The organism is Polaromonas sp. P1_E1_2 (genome assembly GCF_056406035.1).
Genome location: NZ_JBFUAZ010000715.1, coordinates 1 through 1,927 on the forward strand (window position 1 = coordinate 1; position 1,927 = coordinate 1,927).

2 protein-coding genes and 1 pseudogene are annotated in these 1,927 nt (G+C 64.2%); all 3 read left to right on the plus strand.

Annotation, left to right across the window (positions count from 1 at the left end):
- Positions 1 to 827 (plus strand): PhzF family phenazine biosynthesis protein (locus tag AC1D1P_RS22045; protein WP_477674447.1); only part of this gene is annotated, 827 nt, incomplete at its 5' end.
- A gap of 93 nt (positions 828 to 920) precedes the next feature.
- Complete coding sequence (locus AC1D1P_RS22050) at positions 921 to 1,394, plus strand: DUF4864 domain-containing protein (protein ID WP_477671499.1); 474 nt, start codon at positions 921 to 923, stop codon at positions 1,392 to 1,394.
- A gap of 220 nt (positions 1,395 to 1,614) precedes the next feature.
- A pseudogene (locus tag AC1D1P_RS22055) lies at positions 1,615 to 1,927 on the plus strand (class I SAM-dependent methyltransferase); the annotation flags it as partial.

Consider the following 1,927-nt stretch of genomic DNA (forward strand, 5'->3'; position numbering starts at 1 on the left):
CCAACGAAGCGCTGGCCGGCAACGGCCTTTCGGTGTTCCTGCCTGAAAGCCCCTTGCCGGCGCGCCAGATGCAGCGCCTGACCATCGAGATGCGGCAGTTCGAGAGCATTTTCCTCACGCCTGACGGTCCCGGGAACCGCTTCGAAGCACGCATTTTCACGATGGAAGAAGAGCTTGACTTCGCCGGCCACCCCCTGCTGGGCGCAGCAGGTTTGCTGCATCACCTGCATGCGGGGCATCACCCTTCTGCCGGCTGGACGCTGATGCTCGGCACACGGGCAGTTGCCATCAGCACCACACGCAAAAAAGGCGCACCGGGCACTTACGACGCCAGCATGAACCAGGGCGTGGCCCGCTTCGAGGCTGCCCTCAGTCACGCTGACAGCCTGCCATTTCTCGCGGCATTCGGGCTGGGCCCGGCGCAGCTGGACGTGCGTTTTCCGCTGCAGGTGGTGTCTACCGGCCTGCCCTATCTGCTGGTGCCCGTGGTCGGCGGCCTGGAGCGCGCAAAAATTGTGCACCCTGACTTTGAGGCGCTGCTGGCCACCGTGGGCGCCAAATTCGCCTATGTGCTGGACGTGTCGGCGCGCGAAGGTCGCACCTGGGACAACGCCGGGCTGGTGGAAGACATTGCCACCGGAAGCGCCGCCGGGCCGGCAGGCGCCTACCTGCTGCGCCACGGCGCGGCGAAGGTGGACGAAGTCATCACGCTCAAGCAGGGGCGTTTTGCCGGGCGCCCCAGCCGCATCACGGTAGAGGCCAATGCAGCCGGTGAGATGCTTGTCAGCGGCGGCGTCGTGGTGCTGGCGCACGGCCGGCTGATTTGAGGGGAGGCATCCGTTGGCGCGCCACTTGCGTACCTTCAACACCGTCAACATCTTTAGCAACTGTGGCCATCGAATCCAGGAAAGATTAGCTTTATGACTGCCCGCCTGATCCGTTTGAACCGTGTGCTGAACTGCATGGCCGGCCTGCTCGCTGCCGGCAGCGCGGCGCTGTTGCTGGTATGCACGGCAGTGCCGGCAAGTGCAGCGCCCTTTACCGCGGCTGACGAGAAGACGGTGCGCACCGTGGTGCAGGCCCAGTTGGCGGCCTTCGCAAAGGATGACGCAGCCAAGGCGTTTTCTTTTGCGGCCCCCAATGTGCAGAAGGCCGTCGGAACACCCCAGGGGTTCATGGCGATGGTGCGCCGCGATTACCCGGTGGTGTACCGCCCTGCATCGGTCGCCTTTCTGAAACCCGACGGCAAGAACGACCAGGTGATCCAGCGGGTGCAAATGGCCGATGCCAGCGGTGTTTCGTGGCTGGCGGTTTACAGCCTCGAACGGCAAAGCAACAAAGCGTGGCGCATCACCGGGTGCGTGGTGGTCGAAAACAAGGGCCGCATGGCGTAGTGCGCCAGTCTGCGGCGCCTGCTGCTAACGGTTTTCCCAGAGGCGGGAGCCGGCCCGGGAACAGACATCATTGCCGTAGCACGCATTGAAACGCCACGCCAACCGGGCGCGTATGCGGCAAAGAGCACCGATACGTGGTTTACAGAGGGTTACCCGCTCCTGCACGCTGGCGGCTAAGGTGTTTGGTGCTGCTGCGTTTGCGGCATTCCGGACTCAACCCATGAACATGCCCGCCACCTCACTTGAATTCCCGCGCCTGCCGGGGGATCCGGCTTCGCCGTCGCTCAGGGAAAATCTGCAGGCGCCACGCCATGCACAGCAGCGTCAGGGTGCCACGCAGCCGCGTGAATCAGCCCTGAAAATCAGGACGCGGTGTCCCGGTTGCCTGTCGGCTTCCCTCTCGGTGGTTTACGAGGAACCGTACGCCGGCGCGGGCGTTCAGGCCTATCTTGCAAGGCACTATGAAGGCCACGCGTCAAGGACTGCCGACGCGGGCGTTTATGCGCTGGCACGCTGCAACAGTTGCAGCCTGG

Bases quoted from the DNA above. Each gene is read 5' to 3' on its own strand.
- AC1D1P_RS22050 (WP_477671499.1), top strand. From the start codon at position 921: ATGACTGCCCGCCTGATCCGTTTGAACCGTGTGCTGAACTGCATGGCC.